General features: G+C 71.9%; 23 protein-coding genes. 21 read left to right on the forward strand and 2 right to left on the reverse strand.

What is annotated here, in order from left to right; translation table 11 throughout:
- The 21 genes from IEZ24_RS13070 to IEZ24_RS13165 all read left to right on the forward strand — a co-directional run.
- Positions 1–959: ABC transporter substrate-binding protein (locus IEZ24_RS13070; protein ID WP_224745298.1), on the forward strand; the 959-nt coding region annotated here is incomplete at its 5' end.
- 170 nt (positions 960–1,129) lie between these two features.
- Positions 1,130–2,140, forward strand: coding sequence for an ABC transporter permease (locus IEZ24_RS13075; RefSeq protein WP_129454563.1), 1,011 nt, complete (start codon positions 1,130–1,132; stop codon positions 2,138–2,140).
- Positions 2,137–3,243 (forward strand): ABC transporter ATP-binding protein, encoded by a 1,107-nt coding sequence (locus IEZ24_RS13080; RefSeq protein WP_129454562.1) that lies wholly within the window; start codon positions 2,137–2,139, stop codon positions 3,241–3,243. Before IEZ24_RS13075 ends, IEZ24_RS13080 begins: the two co-directional genes overlap by 4 nt.
- The gene (locus IEZ24_RS13085) at positions 3,240–4,571 is read left to right on the forward strand and encodes an ABC transporter ATP-binding protein (RefSeq protein ID WP_224745299.1); all 1,332 of its coding nucleotides are present in this window, start codon (positions 3,240–3,242) and stop codon (positions 4,569–4,571) included. The genes IEZ24_RS13080 and IEZ24_RS13085 overlap by 4 nt, the downstream gene beginning before the upstream one ends.
- 37 nt (positions 4,572–4,608) lie before the next feature.
- Complete coding sequence (locus IEZ24_RS13090; RefSeq protein WP_397190913.1) at positions 4,609–5,979, forward strand: replication-associated recombination protein A; 1,371 nt, start codon at positions 4,609–4,611, stop codon at positions 5,977–5,979.
- Between the two features lie 23 nt (positions 5,980–6,002).
- The gene (locus IEZ24_RS13095; RefSeq protein ID WP_129454560.1) at positions 6,003–7,772 is read left to right on the forward strand and encodes an ABC transporter substrate-binding protein; all 1,770 of its coding nucleotides are present in this window, start codon (positions 6,003–6,005) and stop codon (positions 7,770–7,772) included.
- 44 nt (positions 7,773–7,816) lie between these two features.
- Positions 7,817–8,773 (forward strand): TIGR03885 family FMN-dependent LLM class oxidoreductase, encoded by a 957-nt coding sequence (locus tag IEZ24_RS13100; RefSeq protein WP_129454558.1) that lies wholly within the window; start codon positions 7,817–7,819, stop codon positions 8,771–8,773.
- Between the two features lie 32 nt (positions 8,774–8,805).
- A complete protein-coding gene (locus tag IEZ24_RS21730; protein WP_318151922.1) occupies positions 8,806–9,771 on the forward strand; it encodes an alpha-amylase family glycosyl hydrolase in 966 nt (321 codons plus the stop codon).
- A 152-nt stretch (positions 9,772–9,923) separates the two neighbouring features.
- Positions 9,924–10,484: an alpha-amylase family glycosyl hydrolase gene (locus IEZ24_RS22605; RefSeq protein ID WP_455429461.1), complete on the forward strand. Its 561-nt coding sequence runs from the start codon at positions 9,924–9,926 to the stop codon at positions 10,482–10,484.
- A 19-nt stretch (positions 10,485–10,503) separates the two neighbouring features.
- Positions 10,504–11,028, forward strand: a complete 525-nt coding sequence (locus IEZ24_RS13110) for a hypothetical protein (protein ID WP_129454555.1) — start codon at positions 10,504–10,506, stop codon at positions 11,026–11,028.
- Positions 11,028–11,303 (forward strand): DUF6167 family protein, encoded by a 276-nt coding sequence (locus IEZ24_RS13115; protein ID WP_129454554.1) that lies wholly within the window; start codon positions 11,028–11,030, stop codon positions 11,301–11,303. Before IEZ24_RS13110 ends, IEZ24_RS13115 begins: the two co-directional genes overlap by 1 nt.
- Entirely contained in the window at positions 11,303–14,029 is a 2,727-nt protein-coding gene (gene alaS / locus IEZ24_RS13120) for an alanine--tRNA ligase (RefSeq protein ID WP_129454552.1), read from the forward strand. The genes IEZ24_RS13115 and alaS overlap by 1 nt, the downstream gene beginning before the upstream one ends.
- 2 nt (positions 14,030–14,031) lie before the next feature.
- Positions 14,032–14,493 carry a Holliday junction resolvase RuvX gene (gene ruvX, locus IEZ24_RS13125; RefSeq protein WP_129454551.1) on the forward strand — a complete coding sequence of 154 codons (462 nt, stop codon included), beginning with the start codon at positions 14,032–14,034 and terminating at the stop codon, positions 14,491–14,493.
- Entirely contained in the window at positions 14,486–15,673 is a 1,188-nt protein-coding gene (gene mltG, locus IEZ24_RS13130; RefSeq protein ID WP_129454549.1) for an endolytic transglycosylase MltG, read from the forward strand. Before ruvX ends, mltG begins: the two co-directional genes overlap by 8 nt.
- Entirely contained in the window at positions 15,667–16,494 is an 828-nt protein-coding gene (locus IEZ24_RS13135) for a shikimate dehydrogenase (protein ID WP_224745301.1), read from the forward strand. Before mltG ends, IEZ24_RS13135 begins: the two co-directional genes overlap by 7 nt.
- 24 nt (positions 16,495–16,518) lie before the next feature.
- Positions 16,519–17,259 (forward strand): prepilin peptidase, encoded by a 741-nt coding sequence (locus IEZ24_RS13140; protein WP_165356047.1) that lies wholly within the window; start codon positions 16,519–16,521, stop codon positions 17,257–17,259.
- Between the two features lie 12 nt (positions 17,260–17,271).
- Positions 17,272–18,450: a chorismate synthase gene (gene aroC, locus IEZ24_RS13145; RefSeq protein ID WP_129454545.1), complete on the forward strand. Its 1,179-nt coding sequence runs from the start codon at positions 17,272–17,274 to the stop codon at positions 18,448–18,450.
- Positions 18,447–18,959, forward strand: a complete 513-nt coding sequence (locus IEZ24_RS13150) for a shikimate kinase (RefSeq protein WP_318151923.1) — start codon at positions 18,447–18,449, stop codon at positions 18,957–18,959. The genes aroC and IEZ24_RS13150 overlap by 4 nt, the downstream gene beginning before the upstream one ends.
- Positions 18,956–20,080, forward strand: a complete 1,125-nt coding sequence (aroB, locus tag IEZ24_RS13155) for a 3-dehydroquinate synthase (RefSeq protein ID WP_129454543.1) — start codon at positions 18,956–18,958, stop codon at positions 20,078–20,080. Before IEZ24_RS13150 ends, aroB begins: the two co-directional genes overlap by 4 nt.
- Entirely contained in the window at positions 20,077–20,874 is a 798-nt protein-coding gene (locus tag IEZ24_RS13160; protein ID WP_129454541.1) for a DUF402 domain-containing protein, read from the forward strand. Before aroB ends, IEZ24_RS13160 begins: the two co-directional genes overlap by 4 nt.
- A complete protein-coding gene (locus IEZ24_RS13165; protein ID WP_129454539.1) occupies positions 20,871–21,308 on the forward strand; it encodes a type II 3-dehydroquinate dehydratase in 438 nt (145 codons plus the stop codon). Before IEZ24_RS13160 ends, IEZ24_RS13165 begins: the two co-directional genes overlap by 4 nt.
- Here the strand turns inward: IEZ24_RS13165 and IEZ24_RS13170 are convergent.
- The gene (locus IEZ24_RS13170; protein WP_129454537.1) at positions 21,292–22,086 is read right to left on the reverse strand and encodes a helix-turn-helix domain-containing protein; all 795 of its coding nucleotides are present in this window, start codon (positions 22,084–22,086) and stop codon (positions 21,292–21,294) included. The two genes, IEZ24_RS13165 and IEZ24_RS13170, sit on opposite strands and share 17 nt — an antisense overlap.
- 23 nt (positions 22,087–22,109) lie before the next feature.
- Positions 22,110–22,547: an aldo-keto reductase family protein gene (locus IEZ24_RS13175; protein WP_129454535.1), complete on the reverse strand. Its 438-nt coding sequence runs from the start codon at positions 22,545–22,547 to the stop codon at positions 22,110–22,112.
- Between the last annotated feature and the right edge of the window lie 18 nt (positions 22,548–22,565).

The raw sequence follows: 22,565 nt of genomic DNA on the forward strand, positions 1-22,565 counted from the left end.
AGTGGGCTGCTGAGTCCGACCCGGGTCGTCACCAGTACGCCGACGAGTTCGTCTTCAAGTTCAACCAGGACCAGGCCAAGGTCGACGAGATCATGCTGTCGGACAACGCCGACAGCCAGACCGCGGTGTCCACCAGCCTCGGCTCGGACAAGTACAACGACGCCAACTCGCAGCTGGGCGACCGCCTGGTGCAGCAGACGTCGCAGTGCGTCTCGACCCTGACGCCTGACTACACCAAGATCACCGAGATCGAGGTCCGCAAGGCCCTGGCCTACGCCTACCCCTACGAGGACGTGTGGATCGCCGGCGGCGAGGTGCCGGGCGTGACCCGGGTCCCCGCGAACTCGATCATGCCTCCCGGCATGGCGGGCAAGAAGGACTTCCAGGTCGACGGTGAGCAGATCACCTACGACCCGGAGAAGGCCAAGGAGCTGCTGGCCGAGGCCGGCTACGGCGACGAGCCCTACGAGATCACCATGGTCTACTACGAGGTCGACCCGCTGGCCAAGGCCACCCAGGACCAGATCACCAAGGGCTTCGAGGCATCCGGCTTCAAGGTCACCGCGATCCCGGTCCAGGAGTCGCCGTACAACATCTGGCTCGACCCCGACAACAAGGTCAACAAGAAGCTGAACCTCCGTGGCGTCAACTGGTGCTCGGACTGGCCGGCCGGCTCGACCATGCTCCCGCCGCTGCTCAAGGGTGGGGCCGTCTACAACACCGCGTTCTTCGACGAGCCGTCGATCAACGAGGAGATGGACGCCATCAACGAGCTCCCGCTCGAGGAGCAGGCCGACGCGTGGGGCGCGCTGGACGAGAAGATCATGACGGAGTACTTCCCGATCATCCCGACCGCGTTCCGCAACGACCTGTTCGCCTTCGGCACCAAGATCGGCAACCCGACGGGCGATGGCTCGATCGGTGCGCCGAACTACAAGGACCTGTACGTGATGCAGTGATCCTGGTCGCCCACCGGGCTCGGGCCCGGGGCACCACGTAGTACCCAGTAGCACAGCACTGACGGGTGGGGACTCCCGAACAACGGGAGTCCCCACTCGGCAGCCCGGACCCAGTAGGCTTCCTGCCTCGGGGGTCCGACTCATCCACCATCCCCGGAGAGTGACCAGCGATGTTTGCCTATGTCGTGAAGCGCCTGATCTCGGGAGTCCTCGTCGTGGCCCTGGTCTCGATGGCGATCTTCCTGCTGTTCTGGTACGGACCGTCGAGCCCCGCTCAGCCGATCTGTGACCGTGAGACCAGCAACAGGTGCACCCCCGCGCGGCTCGAGGTCTACGAGCGCACGCTCGGCTACGACAACCCCGTCTACGTGGAGTACGGCAAGTTCGTCTCGGGCGTCTTCGGTGGCCGGACCATCACGATCGCCTCCAGCGAGTACGAGTGCGCCGCGCCCTGCCTGGGCGTGAGCTACCGCACCAAGCAGCCGGTCAAGGAGGAGCTGGTCTCGCGCATGCCCGCGACCTTCTCCGTGGCCGTCGGCGGCGCCTTCCTCTACCTCCTCTTCGGCGTCCCCATCGGCGTCGCCGCTGCGAGACGCCGTGGCACCGTGACGGACAAGGCGCTGGTCTCGAGCTTCCTGTTCATCAGCTCGATCCCCTACTACCTCTTCGCCCTGCTGACCTGGCTCTACCTGACGATCACCTTCGAGGTGCCGCTGTTCAGCGACACCGGCTACTTCCCGATAGCCGACAACGGTCCGTTCAAGTGGTTCAGCGGGTTGTTCCTCGCCTGGGTGGCGCTCGGCATCTTCGGCTGCACCCAGTACACCCGCTTCACGCGTGGTGCGATGGTCGAGGCGCTGAGCGAGGACTACATCCGCACCGCCAAGGCCAAGGGCCTGCCGACGCGGACCATCGTCTACAAGCACGGCCTGCGTGCTGCCCTCGTGCCGGTGGTGACGATCTTCGGCATCGACTTCGGCACCCTGCTCGCCGGCACGATCTTCACCGAGCGGATCTTCGAGATCCAGGGCATCGGCTGGTGGGCCCTCGAGGCCGTCCAGGGCCGTGACCTTCCCGTCGTCCAGGCGACCGCCCTGTTCAGCGCTGTCGTCCTGATCATCTCCAACCTGCTCGTCGACGTTGTCTACAGCGTCCTCGACCCGAGGGTGAGGCTTTCGTGACCAGCGTTCCCGTGACCCAGTCGAGCGCCGCCGCGGCGGCAGCCGAGGCCGACGGTCCCTTCCTCCGGGTCGAGGACCTGAAGGTCACCTTCCCGACCGAGGACGGCCCCGTCACCGCGGTGCAGGGCCTGTCCTACTCGGTCGAGAAGGGCAAGACGCTCGGCATCGTCGGCGAGTCCGGCTCCGGCAAGTCCGTGTCGAGCATGGCCGTGATGGGCCTGCACGACGCCAAGTCGGCGCAGATCTCCGGCTCCATCCGCGTGGGTGGCACCGAGGTCGTCGGGCTGAGCGAGTCGCGCATGCGCGGCCTGCGCGGCAACGCGATGGCGATGATCTTCCAGGACGCCCTCGCCGCGCTGCACCCGTTCTACAAGATCGGCGCCCAGCTGGAGGAGGCCTACCTCGTCCACCACTCGAGCGCGTCCAAGCGCGACGCCCGCCGCAAGGCGATCGAGATGCTGGACCGCGTCGGCATCCCGCAGCCCGACCGGCGCGTGGACGACTTCCCGCACCAGTTCTCCGGCGGCATGCGCCAGCGCGCGATGATCGCCATGGGCCTGATCAACGACCCGTCGCTGCTGATCGCCGACGAGCCGACCACGGCCCTCGACGTGACGGTGCAGGCGCAGATCCTCGACCTGCTCCAGGACCTGCAGCGCGAGTTCAACTCCGCCGTCATCATCATCACCCACGACCTCGGCGTCATCGCCGAGATGGCCGACGACGTGCTCGTGATGTACGCCGGGCGCTGCGTCGAGTTCGGCACCACCAAGCAGATCCTCACCACGCCGGAGATGCCCTACACGTGGGGGCTGCTGTCCAGCGTGCCCGACGTGTCGTCGTCGACCGACGCACGACTGATCCCCATCCCCGGCAACCCGCCCAGCCTGCTGCGCCCGCCGCCGGGATGTTCCTTCCACCCGCGGTGCGTGCACACGGGCAAGGTCGCCGGTGACCTGTGCAGCACCCAGCTTCCCGAGCTGCTGCCGGCCAGCACGGGCACGGCCCATCTCAAGCGCTGCCACCTCGCGGACCCGGTCGGGGTCTACCAGTCCGAGGTGCTGCCCGAGATCGCCCCCGAGCTCCTCGAGGAGACCCGATGACCCAGGACCCCAACGCCCGAGCCGAGATCGAGCCGACCGCCGTCGGGGCCAACGCCGCCGAGAGCGGCGAGCGCCAGCTCGGCGACGGCACGAGCGACGCCTACGGCTCGCACGAGGTCAACGTCGGCGACCTCGACTTCCGGACTCTCGTCGAGCACGGCCACACCGCATCCGAGCTCGACCCCGACGCCCCCGCGGTCCTCACGGTCGACAACCTCAAGATGTACTTCCCGGTGAAGTCGTCGGGTCTCGTGCGACGCACCATCGGGCACGTGCAGGCCGTCGACGGCATCTCGTTCGAGGTGCCGCAGGGTGGGTCGATCGGCCTGGTCGGCGAGTCCGGCTGCGGCAAGTCGACCACCGGCCGCCTCATCACCCGGCTCTACAAGCCGACCGGCGGCTCGATGATGTTCGACGGCCACGACCTGGCCAAGCTCTCCAACAGGGAGATGAAGCCGCTGCGCCGCGACGTGCAGATGATCTTCCAGGACCCCTACACCTCGCTCAACCCGCGGCACACGGTCGGCACGATCGTCGGTGCGCCGCTCGAGGTCCACAACGTGGTCCCGAAGAACAAGGTGATCCCGCGCGTCCAGGAGCTGCTCGAGATCGTCGGCCTCAACCCGGAGCACTACAACCGCTACCCCAACGAGTTCTCCGGCGGCCAGCGCCAGCGCATCGGCATCGCCCGCGCGCTGACGCTCAACCCCAAGGTGCTCGTCGCCGACGAGCCGGTCTCGGCGCTCGACGTGTCGATCCAGGCGCAGGTGATCAACCTGCTCCAGGACATCCAGTCCGAGTTCGACGTGGCGTTCCTCTTCATCGCCCACGACCTGGCCATCGTGCGTCACTTCTGCCCCGAGATCGCCGTGATGTACCTCGGCAAGATCGTGGAGATCGGCGACCGCGAGACCATCTACGGCAAGCCGCACCACCCCTACACGCAGGCGCTCCTGTCGGCCGTGCCCGACGTCAAGCAGGCCGCGGTCGGCGGTCGGCGTGAGCGCATCCGGCTCGAGGGTGACGTGCCCAGCCCGATCAACCCGCCCTCGGGGTGCCGGTTCCGCACGCGCTGCCAGTTCGCGCAGGAGATCTGCGCGAAGGTCGAGCCCCCGCTGCTCCAGATCGGCAAGCGCCACAAGGTCGCCTGCCACTTCGCCGGCGAGCTGGGCGCCCACCCGGCCACCCCGGTGACGACGGAGCTCCTCGGCGTCGACGACCAGGGCAGCCCGGTCCCCGGCGCCGTGCCGAGCAACACCCAGCTCACCATCCCGGGCTACGAGAAGACCTGGTACGACCTGAGGTCCAAGCAGACCACGGGGGTCTGAGTCAGCCGCCCGACGACGTCGGGGGATACTCACCGTCGTGGACGGCCTGTTCGAGATCCCGGGCGCGGGGCGACCCGCGCCCGGGTCCGACGTGCCCAGCGCGGGGTCGCTGGGCGCCAACACCCACGCGTCGGCCCCGCTGGCCGTCCGGATGCGGCCCCGCACGATCGACGAGCTCGTCGGCCAGCAGCAGCTGCGTGCGGCGGGGTCGCCCCTGCGGCGCCTGATCGAGGGCGACCAGTCGATGTCGCTCCTGCTGTGGGGCCCGCCCGGCACCGGCAAGACCACGATCGCGGCGATCGTCAGCCAGCAGACCCGTCGTCGCTTCGTCGAGGTCTCCGCGGTCGCCGCCGGGGTCAAGGAGGTCCGCGCCGCCATCGACGGCGCGCGCGCCGAGCTCGCCCGGGGCGGGCAGGAGACCGTCCTGTTCGTCGACGAGGTGCACCGCTTCACCAAGGCCCAGCAGGACGCCCTCCTGCCGGGCGTGGAGAACCGCTGGGTCACGCTCATCGCCGCCACGACCGAGAACCCGTTCTTCTCGGTCATCAGTCCGCTGCTGTCGCGCAGCCTGCTGCTGCGCCTGCAGTCGCTGACCGACGACGACGTGGCCGAGGTCATCGACCAGGCGCTCGCCGACGAGCGCGGCCTGGCCGGGGCGACGGGGCTCGACGACGACGCCCGCGACCACCTCGTACGCCTCGCTGGCGGCGACGCGCGCCGCGCGCTGACCTACCTCGAGGCGGCCGCGGGCGCCGCGGCGAGCAACGGTCTCGACGCCATCGACCTCGCCACCGCGGAGACCGCGGTCGACCAGGCCGCGGTGCGCTACGACCGCCAGGGCGACCAGCACTACGACGTGATCTCGGCGTTCATCAAGTCGATCCGCGGCTCGGACCCCGACGCTGCCCTGCACTACCTGGCGCGGATGATCGAGGCGGGGGAGGACCCCCGCTTCATGGCCCGCCGGCTCGTGGTGCACGCCAGCGAGGACATCGGCCTGGCCGACCCGACCGCCCTCCAGGCGGCGGTCGCGGCCGCACAGGCCGTCCAGCTGATCGGCATGCCGGAGGCGCGGATCAACCTCGCCCAGGCCACCATCCACCTCGCCGTGGCGCCCAAGTCCAACGCCGTGATCACCGCCATCGACGCGGCGATCTCCGACGTCAAGGCCGGCAGGATCGGGCAGGTGCCCGCCCACCTGCGCGACGCCCACTACGGCGGGGCCCGGGACCTCGGCCACGGCAAGGGCTACGCCTACCCCCACGACGAGCCGTTCGGTGTCGCCGAGCAGCAGTACCTGCCCGACGTCCTCGAGGACGCCAGCTACTACCGTCCGACGTCGCTCGGCGCGGAGGCAGGGGTCAAGGACCGCTGGGAGCGGGTGCGCCGGATCGTGCGGGGCCACTAGACAGATGGGGGAGAGCTGAGGACATGAGGGGGAGCAGGTCGCTGGTCGTCACGGCCGGCGCGGGCCTCGCGCTGCTCGCCGCGTGCGCGGGCGGCGGAACGGGGCAGGGGTGGGACGCACCCAGGGCCGGGGCCCATGCGCAGCCGGCCGGCGTGTCGGAGGACCCGACCCGTCGCGGCCCCGCGCCCGAGGTCGCGGGCGCCACCTCCGGTGGCACGATCACCGTCTTCCTCCCCGGCGCTCCGGGTCCCGACACGCTCGACCCCACCGGGGGGTGGTCGGCCACGGGCAACGCCATCCAGCAGGCGCTCGTCAGCCGTTCGCTGACCCAGTACGCCCGCGGCGCGGACGGGCGAGCGGTCCTGGTGCCCGACCTCGCGACCGACCTGGGCCGCCCCAACGACGACTTCACCGAGTGGACCTTCACCATCCGTGACGACGCCACGTGGGAGGACGGCGAGCCCGTCACCGCCGAGGAGGTCGCCTTCGGCATCTGCCGCTCGCTCGACTCGGGCACGTTCCCCTCCGGGCCCGGCACGGAGTACTCCACGCACTACTTCGCCGGTGCAGACGACTATGCAGGCCCCTACACCGGGGACGACCCCGGCTGCGACGACTGGCCCGGGATCTCGGTCGACGGCCAGGACGTGACCATCGCGATGGACCGACCGTTCCCCGACATGGACCACTGGGGAGCCGTGATGGCGATGGGGCCGGCTCCGCTGGGAGAGGCGTCCGACCCCTCGCAGTACGGCCAGCGGCCACTGGCCACCGGGCCGTACGAGGTCGAGAGCTGGGAGCCGGCGGAGGAGCTGGTGCTGGTCAGGAACGACGCCTGGGAGCCCGCGTCCGACCCCGCCCGCCACCAGTACGTCGACAGGTTCGTCTTCCGGTTCAGCCAGGACCAGGCGAAGGTCGACGAGATCATGCTGTCGGGCAGCTCCGCCGGCCGCGCCGCCGTGTCGACGTCCGTTGGCTCCGACCGCTACCTCGACGCGACCGCGCGGCTCGGGGACCGCCTCGTCCAGCAGGCCACGCAGTGCGTGTCCACCATCACCCCCGACTACACCAGGATCACCGACATCCGCGTCCGCAAGGCCCTGGCCTACGCCTACCCCTACGAGGACGTCTGGATCGCGGCCGGGGAGGTGCCGGGCGTGACCCGCGTCCCGGCCGGCTCGATCATGCCGCCCGGGATGGCAGGCCGGAGGGACGTGCAGGTCGACGGCGAGCAGATCACGTACGACCCGGCGAGGTCGCGGCAGCTGCTCGCCGAGGCCGGCCACGGCGACGAGCCCTACCCGATCACGATGGCCTACAACGAGCTGGACCCGCTCGCCGTCGCCGCCCAGAACCAGCTGACGACCGGCCTGGAGGAGGGTGGCTTCGACGTCACGGCCGTCCCCGTGCAGCAGTCGATCTACAGCGTCTGGCTCGACCCCGACAACGAGGTCAACAAGACGCTCAACCTGCGCGGCGTGACCTGGTGCCCCATGTGGCCGTCGGGCTCGGCGCTGCTCCCGCCCCTGCTGAGGAGCGGCGCCCCCTTCGACACCGCCCGCTTCTCCGAGCCGTCGGTCGACGAGGCGATCGACGACATCGCAGGACTGCCGGTCGACCGGCAGGCCGCCGCGTGGGGCGAGCTCGACGAGCGGATCCTCACCGACTACTTCCCGATCATCCCCACCGCCTACGCCAACCGTCTGTTCGCCTTCGGCGACAGGGTCGGCAACCCGACGGGCGAGGCCTCGTGGGGTGCGCCCAACTACAAGGACCTCTACGTCCTGCGCTGACCTGGCGGGTCCTCCGGGCTCGCCGAGCCGTCTACGGTGGGGGCATGCGCATCGGGTTCCACGCCTCGCACGAGCAGATCGCCCCTTCCCGCCTGCTGGCCGACCTCCAGCACGCCGAGCGGGCGGGGTTCGACATGGCCATGTGCTCCGACCACCTCTCGCCGTGGAGCGAGCGCCAGGGCCACTCGGGCTACGCCTGGAGCTGGCTCGGCGCGGCCCTCGCCACCACCGACCTCGAGCTCGGCTGCGTCTGCGCACCGGGCGTGCGCTACCACCCGGCGGTCGTCGCGCAGAAGATCGCGACGCTGGCGGAGATGTTCCCCGGGCGCTTCTGGACCGCGCTCGGCAGCGGTGAGGCCAGCAACGAGCACGTCACCGGCGTCCGCTGGCCCCCGAAGGAGGAGCGCACGCGGCGCCTGGAGGAGTGCGTGGACGTGATCCGACGGCTCCTGGCAGGTGAGGAGGTGACCCACCACGGTCGGGTCACGGTCGACCGGGCGAGGGTGTGGGAACGTCCCGACGTGCCCCCGCGCCTCATCGGTCCAGCGGTGTCCGTGGCGTCCGCCGGGCGCGTGGCTGCCTGGGCCGACGGCCTGGTCACCATCAACCAGCCGGTCGAGGTGCTGCGTGACATCGTGTCCGCCTACCGCGACGCTGGCGGGCAGGGGCCGCTCGCCCTCCAGATGCACCTGTCCTGGGCGCCGACGCTCGAGGAGGCGGAGGCGATCGCCCTCGACCAGTGGCGCACCAACGTCTTCACCGAGCCCGTCAACTGGGACACCGAGACGGCCGAGGCGTTCGACGTGATGGCCGAGCACGTCGGCATCGACGGCGTACGCCGCGCGGTCGAGGTGTCCGAGGACCTCGCCTGGCACCGTGACCGGATCGCCGAGCTCGCGGCGGTCGGGTTCGACGACGTCTACCTGCACTTCGTCGGCCAGGAGCAGGACGGCTTCATCGACGCGTTCGGTGAGCACGTGCTCCCCACCCTCCGGGGCTGACGCCGGGGCCCGCGGTCTGCTTGTGTAGGAGCGTGCGAGTCACCGACACGAGCGACCTGTGGTGGAAGAGCGCGGTCATCTACTGCCTCGACATCGAGACCTTCCACGACTCCGACGGCGACGGGATCGGCGACCTCGGCGGGCTCGCCGAGCGCATCGACTACCTGGCCGAGCTCGGGATCACCTGCCTGTGGCTGATGCCGTTCTACCCCAGCCCCGACCGCGACGACGGCTACGACCTGACCGACTTCTACGGCGTCGACCCGCGACTGGGCACCCTCGGCCAGCTGGTGGAGGTGGTCCGCACCGCCCACGACCGCGGCATCAAGGTCATCGCCGACCTCGTGGTCAACCACACCTCCGACCAGCACCCGTGGTTCCGGGCGTCGCGACGGAGCACGTCCAACCGCTACCGCGACCACTACGTCTGGCGCGACACCGAGCCGCCGGACACCTCGAAGCTGGTCGTCTTCCCCGACCGGGAGGACTCCATCTGGGAGCTCGACGAGCGCACCGGCGAGTGGTACCTCCACAACTTCTACAAGCACCAGCCCGACCTCAACCTCGCCAACCCCGAGGTCGTCGACGAGGTCCTGCGCACGGTCGGCTTCTGGCTCGAGCTCGGCTTCGACGGGTTCCGCGTCGACGGGATCCCGTTCCTCGAGCAGAGCTCGAAGAACTCCGGGGACCCGGCGCTCGCGGTCGACCCCCACGAGCTGATGCGGACGATCCGCGCCTTCCTCAACCGGCGCTCGGGCTCGGCGATGATGCTCGGAGAGGTCAAGAGGTCAACCTCCCGCACGCGCAGCAGCGGGCCTTCTTCGGCGGCGAGTCGGCCGACGAGCTGCAGATGCAGTTCGACTTCATCGGCATGCAGGCCTCCTACCTCGCCCTCGCACGCGAGGACGCCCGCCCGCTCGTCAAGGCCATCTCGCAGCGCCCTGCCATCGACGACACCTGTCAGTGGGCGACGTTCCTGCGCAACCACGACGAGCTGACCCTCGACAAGCTGACCGACGCGCAGCGCCAGGAGGTCTTCGCCGCCTTCGGTCCCGAGCCGGAGATGCAGCTCTACGACCGCGGCCTCAAGCGGCGCCTGCCCACCATGCTCGGCGGCGACCCGCGTCGGATCCGGATGGCCTACAGCCTGATGTTCTCCCTGCCCGGCACGCCCACGCTCTACTACGGCGAGGAGATCGGCATGGGGGAGGACCTCGAGGCCGACGGCCGGATGGCGGTGCGCACGCCCATGCAGTGGACCGCGGGGCGCAACGGGGGCTTCTCGTCCGCGCCGCCGGGCCGTCTGGTCCAGCGCGTGGTGCCGGGCGCCTGCAGCCCCGAGCACGTCAACGTCGTGGCCCAGAGGCACGACCCGGACTCCCTGTGGAGCTTCATGCGCAAGCTCATCAGCATCCGGCGCACCTGCCCCGAGCTCGGCTGGGGGACGTGGAGCGTGGTGGAGCAGGACCAGCCGCAGGTGCTGGTGCAGCGCTGCGACCTGGACGGGACGGCCGTCGTCACCGTCCACAACCTCGGAGCCGAACCCGCCACCGTCGAGGTACCGGTCGACCCCGGCGGGGACGGACTCGAGGCGGTCGACCTGATGGCTGACGAGGTGGTCACCGGGGAGTCCGCCGCCCGGGTCGTCCTCGACGGCTACGGCTTCCGCTGGTGGCGAGTGCGCCCGACGGGTGATCTCGCCATCCCGTGAGGCTTGTAGGCTCGGCGCCGTGACTTCGGAGCAGGTGTGGCTGGCGGCAGCCGGTCTGGTGGCGCTGGTGGCGCTGCTCGTGGCCGTACGCGCCCGCGCCCGCGCCGCGCGCGCCGAGGCGACTGCTGCCGCGCTCGCCGAGCGGGTCGCCCTCCTCGAGTCGCCGGTCGTCTCGGCGCCGCCGCCCGCGGTCGACCACGCGGGCGTGGACACCTTCGTCATCACCGGTGTCGGGACGGACGCCGCGGCGCCGGTCGCCGGCGAGCAGCGCCCCGTCGGTCGAGCCGCTGTCGCCGTGCCCATCGACGGGCGGCTGTTCACCGACATCGTCGCCCGCGAGACCGTCGTCAAGGCCGCCTCGTGGACCCACGGCCTGCGCCGGGCCCTGTCCGCGGAGAACCGCAACCGGATCCGCTTCCAGGTGCGCCAGGAGACCCGGCGCGCGGGTCGCGAGCGCCGGGCGGAGACCAAGCAGGCGCTGCGCGAGTTCCGCGCGAGGCAGCGTGCCGACCTCGGCGGACCCATCGGGGAGGACGTCGCCTGATGGGTCGCCCACTCTGGTTCGTCGCCGGGGCGGGGGTCGGGGTGTACGCCGCCGCCCGCGCCCGCCGTGCCGCCGAGGCGCTCACCGCCGACGGGATGCGCGACCGCGTCCGCGGGTGGCAGGTCGGCGCCCGCCTGTTCGCCGAGGAGGTCCACCGGGGCCGGGTCGAGCGCGAAACCGAGTTGCGCGAGCAGCTCGGGCTGAGGCCCACTGGCAACGAGACCGGGCCCCCCGAACTGACCACGAGCACCACCGAGAAGAAGGACCAGCCCTGATGGACACCGCCGAGATCCGCCGCCGCTTCCTCGCGCACTTCGAGGCCGCCGGACACGCCGTGGTGCCCTCCGCCTCGCTCCTCGCCGACGACCCCAACCTGCTGTTCGTCCCCGCCGGGATGGTGCCGTTCAAGCCCTACTTCCTCGGCCAGGAGACCCCGCCCTACGACCGGGCCACCAGCATCCAGAAGTGCGTGCGCACGCCCGACATCGAGGACGTCGGCAAGACCACCCGGCACGGCACGTTCTTCGAGATGTGCGGCAACTTCTCCTTCGGCGACTACTTCAAGGAAGGCGCCATCGAGCTGGCCTGGGACCTCATCACGAAGTCGCAGGCCGACGGCGGCTTCGGGATGGACGAGTCGCGCCTCTACCCGTCGGTCCTCGCGGGCGACGAGGAGGCCATCGGGCTCTGGATGAAGGTCACCGGGCTGCCGCGCGAGCGCATCGTGCAGCTCGGCCCCAAGGAGAACTACTGGTCGATGGGCGTGCCCGGCCCGGGCGGCCCGTGCTCGGAGATCCTCTACGACCGCGGCCCCGAGTGGGGCCCCGACTTCGACGCGGCCACCCTCGGTCCGGACATGCCGGTCGAGCTCGAGGACCGGCTGCTGGAGATCTGGAACCTCGTCTTCATGCAGGACGAGCTCTCCGCCGTGCGCTCCAAGTCCGACTTCGACATCGCCGGCTCGCTGCCCAAGAAGAACATCGACACCGGCATGGGCCTCGACCGCGTCGCGTTCTTGCTCCAGGGCAAGAACAACATGTACGAGATCGACGTGATGTACCCCGTCATCGAGAAGGCGGAGCAGCTCACCGGTCGCCGTTACGGCGCCGGCACACCCGGATCGGCCGAGGACGACGTGCGCTTCCGGGTGGTCGCCGACCACGTCCGCTCCTCGATGATGCTCATCGGCGACGGCGTCACCCCCGGCAACGACGGTCGCGGCTACGTCCTGCGCCGCCTGCTGCGTCGCGCCGTACGCTCCATGCGCCTGCTGGGCTGCGAGGACCGCGTCCTGCCGGAGCTGATGCCGGTCTCCCGCGACAGGATGGGGGAGACCTACGACAACCTGGTCACCGACTGGGCGCGGATCTCGCAGGTGGCGTACGCCGAGGAGGACGCCTTCCGCAAGACGCTCCAGGCCGGCACCCAGATCTTCGACGCCGCCGCGTCCGAGGTGAAGCACACCGGCGGCTCGATGCTCTCCGGCGAGCGCGCCTTCGCGCTCCACGACACCTACGGCTTCCCGATCGACCTGACGCTCGAGATGGCGGCCGAGCAGGGCCTGCAGGTCGACGAGCAGGGCTTCCGCGGCCTGATGGCCGAGCAGCGCGAGCGCGCCAAGGCCGACGCCCGCGCCAAGAAGGGCGCCCACGGCGACACGGCCGTCTACCGAGGGGTCTTCGACGAGTTCGGCCCCACCGAGTGGCTGGCCTACGAGACCCTCGAGACCGAGTCGAAGCCGCTGGCCCTGCTCAGCGGCGGCACGCCCGTCACGCGGCTGGCCCAGGGCGAGGTGGGCGAGCTGGTCCTCGACCGCACCCCGTTCTACGCCGAGTCCGGCGGCCAGGTCGCCGACGCGGGCACGATCGTGTTCGACGGCGGCATGCTCGAGGTCGTCGACGTCCAGCGCCCGATCAAGGGTCTGGTGGTGCACCAGGTGCGCGTGCTCGAGGGCGAGCTGGAGGCGAGCCGCGAGGTGCACGCCCGGGTCGACCCCGAGTGGCGCACCGGCGCCCGCCAGGCCCACTCCGGCACCCACGTCGTGCACGCCGCGCTCCGCGAGGTGCTCGGCCCGACGGCCCTGCAGTCCGGCTCCTACAACCGGCCCGGCTACCTGCGCCTCGACTTCGGGTGGACGCAGGCGCTGAGCCCCGAGCAGGTCCGTGACATCGAGCTGGTCTCGCAGCAGGCGCTGCGCGCCGACCTCCCGGTCGCCTGGGACTACATGACGCTCGAGCAGGCCAAGGAGTGGGGCGCGATCGCCCTCTTCGGCGAGACCTACGACAACACCAAGGTCCGCGTCGTCGAGATCGGAGGCCCCTGGTCGCGCGAGCTGTGCGGAGGCACGCACGTCGACCACTCCTCGCAGATCGGCACGGTCGTGGTGACCGGCGAGACCAGCGTGGGCTCGGGCAACCGGCGCATCGAGGCGCTCACCGGCGTCGAGGGCTTCGGCTACCTCGCCCGCGAGCGCGACGTGGTCGCCCAGCTCACCGGGCTGCTCAAGACCCAGCCCGACGACCTGGTCAGCCGGGTCCAGGGCCTCACCGAGCGGCTGAAGGCCGCCGAGAAGGAGCTGGAGAAGGCCCGCCTCGCCCAGCTGCTCGGCGCGAGCGCGGAGCTGGCCGCGGGGGCGACGCAGGTCGGCCCGGTCAGGCTCGTGGCCCACCGTGCCGACGGCGCGGCGGGTGGCGACGTACGCAACCTCGCGATGGACGTGCGCGGCCGGTTGCCGCAGGGCGAGCCCGGCGTCGTGGTCATCATCGGCACCCAGTCCGACGAGAAGGGGGGCGGCAAGGTCTCGGTCGTCGCGGCGACCAACGACGAGGCGCGCGAGCGCGGGCTGTCGGCCGGCGAGCTCGTACGCTCCGTCGGCCCGCTCCTGGGCGGCAAGGGCGGCGGCAAGGACGACGTCGCGCAGGGTGGCGGCACCGACGCCTCGCGCATCGACGAGGCGCTCGAGCTCGTCGCCCGCGAGGTCGCCGCGAAGGTCCAGGCCTGAGGATGCGGTTCGGGGTACGGCTCGGCATCGACCCGGGGGACGCCCGGATCGGCGTCGCGAGCAGTGACCCCTCCGGCTTCCTCGCCACGCCCGTCGAGACCGTGCGCAGCGGCAAGGGAGACGTACGCCGGATCGCCCAGCTCGTCAGCGAGCTCGAGGCGGTCGAGGTCGTGGTCGGCCTGCCGCGCTCGCTCAACGGCACGGAGGGTCCGGCGGCGGACAAGGCGCGCGCACTCGCCGGCAGGCTGGCGCGCCGAGTTGCACCCGTGCCCGTCAGGCTGTGTGATGAACGACTGACCACGGTCTCGGCCGAGTCGATCCTGCGCGAGCAGGGGCGGCGCGGAGCGAAACGCCGGGCCGTGGTGGACCAGGCAGCCGCTGTCCTGATCCTGCAGACCGCACTCGACACCGAACGGTCGAGTGGGCAAGCCCCGGGAGAGATCGTCGAGGTGACTGATGAGTGAGCACGAGGCCCGTCCGGACGAGGACCTGCGCCCCGACGAGCTCGAGGAGCTCGACGACCGCGAGTACGTCCCCGGCGGTCGGCGGCGCAAGGGGCGCGGGCTCAAGGGCTGCGTCGCCGTCCTCGTCGCGCTCGTCGTGCTGCTCGGCGGGTTCTACGTCGCGCTGACCCAGGGCGTCTCCTGGGTCGCCGACCAGTTCCAGGGGCCGGAGGACTACCCCGGTCCCGGCCGGGGCTCGGTGGAGTTCACCGTCAACGAGGGCGACACCGTCGCCCAGATCGGCCGCAACCTCAAGGCCGAGGGCGTCACCCTGTCCGTGCAGGCGTTCATCGACGCCGCCGCGGGCGAGCCCGACTCGAGCGGCATCCAGGTGGGCGCCTACGAGCTCCAGAAGGAGATGCGCGCCGCCGACGCGCTCGAGGTCCTCATCGACCCCGACAACCTCATCGGCTTCCCGACCGTGACCGTCCCCGAGGGCCTCCGGCTCACGGAGATCGTGTCGACGCTGGCCGAGAGCACCGACTTCCCCGAGCAGGCCTGGAACCGCGCGCTCCAGCAGCCCGACAGGATCGGCCTGCCCGACTACGCCGAGGGCAACGCCGAGGGCTACCTGTTCCCCGCGACCTACGAGATCAAGCCCGGCATGAAGCCCGTGCGGATCCTCAGGATGATGGTCGACCGCTGGCGGCAGGCGGCCGACGAGGCCGGCCTGGAGGAGCGGGCCGCCGAGCTCGGCAAGACTCCCGGTGAGCTGATGATCATCGCCTCGCTCATCGAGGCCGAGGGCCGCGGCGACGACATGCCGAAGATCTCACGCGTCATCTACAACCGCCTCGACGGTCCGGGCGACAAGGGCGGCACCAACGGCACGCTCGGCATCGACGCCTCGATCGCCTACGGGCTGGGACTGTCGCCCGGCTCGACCGAGCTGACCCCCGAGCAGCTGGCCGAGGACACGCCCTACAACACCCGCATCAACCCCGGGCTCCCGCCGACGCCGATCGAGGCGCCCGGTGACGACGCGATCGAGGCAGCGGCCAACCCGGCCGACGGCCCCTGGTACTACTACGTCACCGTCAACCTGGAGACGGGCGAGACCAAGTTCTACGAGGACTACGACGACTTCCTGGTGGGGCGCGAGGAGTACAAGACCTACTGCGAGACCTCCGACCGTTGCTGAGCCGTCGCTGCGGCGTGCTGGGCGACCCGATCGCCCACTCGCTGTCCCCGGTGCTGCACCGCGCGGCCTACGCCGAGCTCGGGCTCGACTGGACCTACGACGCGCACCGGGTGCCGGCGGGAGGGCTGGGGGAGTTCGTCGCCGGGCTGGGACCGGAGTGGCGCGGGCTGTCGCTGACGATGCCGCTCAAGCGGGAGGCGCTGCCCCTGGTGGACCGGCTCACCGACCGCGCCCGGCTGGCGGGGGCGGTCAACACGCTCGTGCTCGAGGACGACGGCACCCGCGTCGGCGACAACACCGACCTGCCCGGCGCGGCCGCCGCGATCCGGGAGCGTACGTCCGTCCCGCTGGCGTCGGCGGTCGTCCTGGGCGGCGGCGCCACGGCCACCTCGGTCGGTCTCGCGCTCGCGGACCTCGGCGTGCGGTCGATCGTCGTCGCGGTGCGGGAGGAGTCACGTGCGGCCGAGACCCTGGCTGCGTTGCGTGCCCATCCGGCCGAGCCGGAGGTCACGGTCGAGCCGATGTCCGGTGGACGGCTGAGCGCTGACATCGTCGTGTCCACGATCCCGGCCTCGGCGCAGGCGCCGGAGCTGGTCGGACGCTGCGCGGGCGTCCCGGTGGTCTTCGAGGTCCTCTACGACCCGTGGCCCACACCCCTGGCGGCGTCGGCCACCGACTCCGGCCGCACCCTCGTCGGCGGGCTGGACCTCCTCGTCCACCAGGCGGCGCTCCAGCTCGAGCTGTTCACCGGGAGGCAGGCCCCGCTCGCGGTGATGCGCGATGCCGGCGAACACGCCCTCGCGGCGCGCCATGCCGATTGAGCACGGGCCGGGTTGAATGCTCCCGTGAACGAGACCCTGCTCGCCGCGCTCCTCGCGGCCCTGCTCGCCGGGGTGGGCGGTCTGCTGGTGCCACGCCTCGTCGCCCGGGTCCCGGAGCCCGCGCCGAAGGCCGACGCGATCCCTGACGACGCGACCCCTGACGACGAGCCGGCCAAGACGCCGTACGCCGTCATCGCCGCGCGGCCCGGGCTGGGCCTGCGCAGCGCCGTCGTCTCGGCGGTGTCCGGGGCCCTCGTGGGAGCCGTCACCGGACTCGACTGGCCGCTGCTGTGGCTGGTGCCGCTGGTGCCGGTCGCCGTCGCCCTGTCGGTCATCGACTGGCACACCAAGCTGCTCCCGCGGGTGATCGTCATCCCCGCGACGCTCGCCGCGATCCTCCTCGTGACGGTCGTCGGTCTGGCCACGGACCAGCGGGACGCGCTCGTGCGCGCGCTGGTCGCGATGGTCGTGGGGCGGTCGTTCTTCTGGGTGCTGTGGTTCGTCCGCTCGGCCGGGATGGGCTTCGGCGACGTCCGGCTGGCCGCGCCGGTCGGCCTCGTGCTCGGCTGGGCGGGCTGGAACGAGGTGGCCCTCGGGCTGTGGGTCGGCTTCGTCTCCTTCGCCCTCCCCGCCGTGGGCCTGGCGATCGTGCGCCGCGACCGGACGATGCTCAAGAAGTCGTTCCCGTTCGGTCCCTTCATGGTGCTCGGGGCGCTCGCGGGTCTCGTCTGGGGGACTGCGCTCTCGTGGCCCTTCGGGCCCTGAGAGACTTCACCCATGCTCCGATGGCTCACAGCAGGCGAGTCCCACGGTCCCTCTCTGGTGGCGATCCTCGAGGGGCTGCCCGCCCACGTCCGCGTCACCTCCGACGACCTCGCCGACTCACTGGCCCGCCGACGGCTCGGCTACGGCCGGGGCGCGCGGATGAAGTTCGAGCAGGACGCGATCCGCGTGCTCGGCGGCGTCCGCCACGGTGAGACCCAGGGCGGCCCGGTGGCCATCGAGGTCGGCAACACCGAGTGGCCCAAGTGGGAGAAGGTCATGTCGGCCGACCCCGTCGACCCGGTGGAGCTCGAGGCCCTGGCCCGCAACGCCCCGCTGACCCGGCCCCGGCCCGGCCACGCCGACCTCGTCGGCATGCAGAAGTACGCCTTCGACGAGGCGCGCCCGATCCTCGAGCGGGCCTCCGCCCGGGAGACCGCCGCCCGCGTGGCGCTGGGCCGGGTGGCGTCCAACTTCCTCGAGCAGGCCGTCGGTGCCCGCATCGTGTCGCACGTCGTGTCGCTCGGCGGCGTCAAGGCGCCCGCCGGGCTGGTGCCCGCGCCGGACGACGTCGAGCGGCTCGACGCCGACGAGGTGCGCTGCCTCGACCCCGAGGCGAGCGCCGCGATGGTCGCGCGCATCGACCGCGCCCACAAGGACGGCGACACGCTCGGCGGCGTCGTCGAGGTCGTCGTGCACGGCCTGCCGCCGGGCCTGGGCTCGCACGTCCACTGGGATCGGCGCCTCGACGCGAGGCTCGCCGGCGCCCTCATGGGCATCCAGGCGATCAAGGGCGTCGAGGTCGGCGACGGCTTCGAGCTCGCCGACACCCCCGGCTCGGAGGCCCACGACGAGATCGTGTCCACCGACGACGGCCTGCGCCGCACGTCCGGTCGCTCCGGCGGCACCGAGGGCGGCATGTCGACCGGCGAGGTGCTGCGCGTGCGCGCCGCGATGAAGCCGATCGCGACCGTCCCCAAGGCGCTGCGCACCGTCGACGTCGCCACCGGCGAGGCGACGGTCGCGCACCACCAGCGCTCCGACGTGTGCGCCGTTCCGGCCGCCGGCATCGTCGCCGAGGCGATGGTCGCGCTGGTCCTCGCCGACGCCGTCGTGGAGAAGTTCGGCGGCGACTCGGTGCAGGAGACGCGCCGCAACGCCGAGTCCTACCTCGACACCCTCCGCTACAGGTGATCCCCGAGATGTCACCCCGGGTGGTGCTGGTCGGCCCGATGGGCGCCGGCAAGACGACTGTGGCCGGACTGCTCGGGGAGGCCTGGGGCGTGCCGGTGCGCGACACCGACGCCGACATCGAGGCGAGCACCGGGCGCGAGATCGCCGACATCTTCGTGGAGTCCGGCGAGGACCACTTCCGTGACCTCGAGGCCGCGGCCGTCGCCGCGGCGATCGCCGAGCACGAGGGTGTGCTGGCGCTCGGCGGTGGCGCCGTGCTGCGTCCCGAGACCCGCGAGCTGCTGGCCGGCGTGCCTGTGGTCTTCCTGCGCGTGGGGCTCTCCGACGCGGTGAAGCGGGTCGGCCTCGGCGTGGGTCGGCCGCTGCTGCTCGGCAACGTGCGGGCCCGGATCAAGGCCCTGCTCGACGAGCGGACCCCGGTCTACGAGTCGGTCGCGACCCACGTCGTCGACACCGACGGGCGCCTGCCCCTCGAGGTGGCCGCGGAGATCCAGGAGCTGCTCCGATGAGCGCCCCCCGTCCCGACAGCGTCCTCGCCGTCCGCGGCGCGTCCCCCTATGACGTCGTCGTCGGCCACGGGCTGTCCGGGCGGCTGCCCGCACTGCTGGGAGAGTCGGTCGAGCGGGTGGCGGTGCTCTACGCGGGCTCGCTGGGGGAGCTGGCCGACCCGGTCGTCGACGCCCTGGTCGAGCACTACGACGTGCTCGCGCTCGGGCTGCCCGACGGCGAGCGTGCCAAGACCGCGCCGGTCGCGGCGGACTGCTGGGAGGCGCTCGGCGAGGCCGGCTTCACCCGGTCCGACGCCGTCGTGACCATCGGCGGCGGAGCGACCACCGACCTCGGCGGCTTCGTCGCCGCGACCTGGCTGCGCGGCGTACGCGTCGTGCACGTGCCCACCACGCTGCTCGCGATGGTCGACGCGGCGGTCGGTGGCAAGACCGGCATCAACACCGGGGCCGGCAAGAACCTCGTCGGGTCCTTCCACGAGCCGGCCGGCGTGCTCTGCGACCTCGCGCTCCTCGAGTCGCTGCCGCGCGACGAGCTCGTCGCCGGGCTGGGCGAGGTCGTGAAGTGCGGCTTCGTCGCCGACCCTGCGATCCTCGACGTCGTCGAGCGCACCGACCCGGCAGCGCTGACCCACGACTCCGCCGAGCTGCGCGAGCTCGTCGAGCGGGCGATCCAGGTCAAGATCGACGTGGTCGTCGACGACCTCAAGGAGACCGGCGGGCGCGACGGCCACCCCGGCCGCGAGGTGCTCAACTACGGCCACACGCTGGCGCACGCGATCGAGCGCACCAGCGACTACACCGTCCGCCACGGCGAGGCCGTCGCGATCGGCTGCGTCTACGTCGCCGAGCTCGCGGCTCGCGCCGGCTCCCTGGCCCCCGAGGTCGTCGAACGGCACCGCGCCGCGTTCGGCCGGGTCGGCCTGCCGACGTCGTACGACCCGGCATCGATGGGCGCTGCCTCCTTCGACGACCTGCACGCCGCGATGAAGGTCGACAAGAAGGCCCGGGGATCACAGCTGAGGTTCGTCGTGCTCGACGACCTGGCCGCACCCCGGATCCTGGCCGGCCCCGGCGAGGACGACCTGCGGGCGGCGTACGCCGCGATATCGTCCGCCGGGTGACCGACACCTCGGGGGACGACGACACCGCCATCAGCGACTCGGGCGGGACGATGACGCGCCTGGTCGGACCCGCGACGCCGCGCCCCGTCGACCTGGACCTCCTCGAGGCGCAACGCTCGGTCGGCGCCGACGACGGCTGGCGTACGGACGGCACGCCCCCCTTCCTCGACCACGGCGACGTCCTGCTGTGGCGCTACGGGCCCCGGCTCGAGCCCGTGCGCGTGGTGCGCGACGACGAGCGTGGGCTGGTCGTGTGGCTGGCGGAGCACACCGAGGTGGTCACGTGGGTGCCCGTCGACGGGCGCCTGCCGCGGGAGATCCCGCTGGCCGAGCGGTTCCTGGCGGAGGGCACCACGGCCGTCAGCCGCTGGCAGGGCGGTGGGATCCTGCGGATCGCGCCGACGGGACGACCGTGGTCGGTGTGGCTGTTCTGGGAGGACGACGGCTCCTTCGCCGGGCACTACGTCAACCTCGAGCTCGCCCATCGCCGCAACGGTGCCGAGACCGCGACCCGGGACCTGGTGCTCGACCTCTGGCGGGACCCCGACGGCGAGCTGTGGCTCAAGGACGCCGACGAGCTCGAGGTCGCCGTCTCGTGCGGGCGCTACACGCGCGAGCTCGCGGACGAGGTGCGCGCAGCGGCCGAGTGGGCGCGCGCCGACCTCGTCGAGGCCGCGGACTGGCCCCTCGACGAGGAGTGGCAGGCGTGGCGACCGCCCGCCGACTGGACCGTCCCACCGCTCCCGGACACCGAGGACGTCCACTCGGCTCGCGCCACTACGCTGCCGACATGACGAAGGTCCTCGTCCTCAACGGCCCCAACCTCGGGCGGCTCGGCCGCCGGCAGCCGGAGATCTACGGCTCGACGACCCACGCCGAGCTCGCCCACCAGTGCGTGGAGTGGGGCCGCGACCTCGGGTTGGACGTCGAGGTGCGCCAGACCAACCACGAGGGCGAGCTCCTCGACTGGCTCAACGCCGCGGCCGACGACGGCAACCCCGTGGTGCTCAACGCGGGTGCGTGGACCCACTACTCGCTCGCGCTGTGGGACGCGTGCGCCCAGCTCGTCGCGCCCCTGGTCGAGGTGCACATCTCCGACCCGAAGCAGCGTGCCGAGGAGTTCCGCCACACCTCCGTCGTGGAGCCGCACGCCGTGGCGACGATCGCGGGGCAGGGGATCGACGGCTACCGCCAGGCGCTCGAGCGCCTGGTCACACCCGGCCCGTGACCGCGAGTGCGGCCCGGGTCGCCGCGTCGGCCGGATAGAGCGCCTCGATCGCGAGCTCGGCGACCGTCACGTCGCCGGGCGTGCCGAAGACCGTCGTGGTCGTCAGGAAGGACAGCACGTCGTCGCCGGCCCGCAGGCGCAGGGTCAGCACGATGCCGGGCGTCGGGTGGGGGCGCGGGACCGGGAACTCCGCCAGGAGGGCAGCCAGGCGCGGGTCGCCCGTCGTGTCGTGCTCGTGCCGGATCCGCGACATGATCGCCGCGCGCCACTCGTCGAGGTTGGCGATGCGCGGGGCCAGGCCGCGCGGGTCGAGGCTGAGCCGCACCACGTTGACGGGCGGTTCGAGCACGTCGGCCGGCACGTCGGCGAGCAGGCGGTAGGCGGCCTCGTTGGCGGTGACGAGGTCCCAGCCGCCGTCGATCACCAGTGCGGGATAGGGCTCGTGCCCGGCGAGGATCTGCTCGAGAGCCTCGTTGACCTCGGCCAGGGCCGGGGCGTCGAGCGGGAGCTCGGAGGTGTCCGGGACGAAGCCGGCCGCGGCGAAGAGACGGCGTCGCTCGCGCAGGGGCACCGACAGCGCCTCGCTCAGCTGGCCGACCATGGTCGGGCTCGGCCGCGCCTTGCCGGTCTCGATGTAGGACAGGTGGCGCGTGGAGACGCCGCACCGGTCGGACAGCGCCTGCTGGGACAGCCGGCGGCGCTGACGCCAGTGCCGGACGAGCGAGCCCACGTCGGCCGGCGCCGTGCGGTCCAGGGTCGTGGTGGTCCCCAAGGTCATGGTCGTCACTGTGTCAGCCCTGGTCAGCCCCTGCGTGCCAGCCACACCTGACCGGCGGCGAACACGCCCACCACGACCGCCTGCAGGACGGTCCAGGCGACGCCGAGCGTGGTGAGCCCGCCGAGGAGCGCGTAGTCCAGGCTGGCGACCACCCACACCACGTTGAGCGTGGCGAGGGCGGCGACGCCGCGCCGGGGGATCGGGCGTCGGGTGGCGAGGAGCGCCACACAGGCGGCGACGACGAGGAGGAAGGCGCCGAGGGAGCGTACGAGCGGTTCGGGGGCGCCGAACCAGTCGGCGAGCCAGCCGCCGGCGAGGACGTACGCGAGTCCGTTGACGCCGGTCATGGCGGCGTCGACGAGGAGGAAGGCGCCGGCGACCGGCACGGTGATGCCAGCGCGCGTGGTGGAGGCGGTGGCAGGAGCGGGGGCGGTGGTCGAGGTCTGCTGTGTCGAGGTCATGGCACAAGGCTGGTGGTG

Source organism: Nocardioides ganghwensis (genome assembly GCF_014779655.1).
In the GTDB taxonomy this organism is placed as follows: domain Bacteria; phylum Actinomycetota; class Actinomycetes; order Propionibacteriales; family Nocardioidaceae; genus Nocardioides; species Nocardioides ganghwensis.

Excerpts from the sequence above, each read along its gene's own strand:
- alaS (WP_129454552.1), top strand. The coding sequence starts at position 11,303 with ATGGACACCGCCGAGATCCGCCGCCGCTTCCTCGCGCACTTCGAGGCC.
- IEZ24_RS13115 (WP_129454554.1), top strand. The coding sequence starts at position 11,028 with ATGGGTCGCCCACTCTGGTTCGTCGCCGGGGCGGGGGTCGGGGTGTAC.
- IEZ24_RS13165 (WP_129454539.1), top strand. The coding sequence starts at position 20,871 with ATGACGAAGGTCCTCGTCCTCAACGGCCCCAACCTCGGGCGGCTCGGC.
- IEZ24_RS13100 (WP_129454558.1), top strand. The coding sequence starts at position 7,817 with ATGCGCATCGGGTTCCACGCCTCGCACGAGCAGATCGCCCCTTCCCGC.
- IEZ24_RS22605 (WP_455429461.1), top strand. The coding sequence starts at position 9,924 with ATGTTCTCCCTGCCCGGCACGCCCACGCTCTACTACGGCGAGGAGATC.
- aroB (WP_129454543.1), top strand. The coding sequence starts at position 18,956 with ATGAGCGCCCCCCGTCCCGACAGCGTCCTCGCCGTCCGCGGCGCGTCC.
- aroC (WP_129454545.1), top strand. The coding sequence starts at position 17,272 with ATGCTCCGATGGCTCACAGCAGGCGAGTCCCACGGTCCCTCTCTGGTG.
- IEZ24_RS13095 (WP_129454560.1), top strand. The coding sequence starts at position 6,003 with ATGAGGGGGAGCAGGTCGCTGGTCGTCACGGCCGGCGCGGGCCTCGCG.
- IEZ24_RS13085 (WP_224745299.1), top strand. The coding sequence starts at position 3,240 with ATGACCCAGGACCCCAACGCCCGAGCCGAGATCGAGCCGACCGCCGTC.
- ruvX (WP_129454551.1), top strand. The coding sequence starts at position 14,032 with ATGCGGTTCGGGGTACGGCTCGGCATCGACCCGGGGGACGCCCGGATC.
- mltG (WP_129454549.1), top strand. The coding sequence starts at position 14,486 with ATGAGTGAGCACGAGGCCCGTCCGGACGAGGACCTGCGCCCCGACGAG.
- IEZ24_RS13170 (WP_129454537.1), bottom strand. The coding sequence starts at position 22,086 with ATGACCTTGGGGACCACCACGACCCTGGACCGCACGGCGCCGGCCGAC.
- IEZ24_RS13175 (WP_129454535.1), bottom strand. The coding sequence starts at position 22,547 with ATGACCTCGACACAGCAGACCTCGACCACCGCCCCCGCTCCTGCCACC.
- IEZ24_RS13075 (WP_129454563.1), top strand. The coding sequence starts at position 1,130 with ATGTTTGCCTATGTCGTGAAGCGCCTGATCTCGGGAGTCCTCGTCGTG.